Annotated in this window: 1 pseudogene; it reads left to right on the top strand. The window is 66.5% G+C overall.

Annotation, left to right across the window (positions count from 1 at the left end):
- Positions 1-418 (top strand): annotated as a pseudogene (locus tag HX846_RS37400) (AMP-binding protein); the annotation flags it as partial.

The following is a 418-nucleotide window of genomic DNA, read 5'->3' as shown; positions in this document are numbered from 1 at the left end:
TGTGGATCGGCGGCGCCGGGGTTGCCCAGGGCTATCGTGGCCTGCCGCATCTCAGCGCCCAACGCTTCGTCGAGCACGCCGGGCAACGCTGGTACCGCACCGGCGATCAGGGCCGTTATTGGCCCGACGGCAGCCTCGAATTTCTCGGGCGTATGGACCAGCAGGTCAAGGTCCGTGGCTTCCGCATCGAACTCAGTGAGATCGACGTGGCCCTGGAACGCCATCCGGCCGTCAGTCGTGCCGTCACCCTGGTGTTGCCCGGGGCCAACCCGCAGTTGGCAGCAACCCTGATGGGCGACGCGCTGCCGGATGCCGAAGCCATGCGCCAGTGGCTCTGCCAATGGTTGCCGGAACACATGTTGCCGGACCACTGGCTGAACCTCACCGAACTGCCCCTGAGCGCCAACGGCAAGGTCGA

The sequence above is a fragment of the Pseudomonas sp. K5002 genome (genome assembly GCF_013386655.1).
Lineage (GTDB): Bacteria > Pseudomonadota > Gammaproteobacteria > Pseudomonadales > Pseudomonadaceae > Aquipseudomonas.
This window is presented reverse-complemented; position numbering and strand designations above follow the sequence as displayed.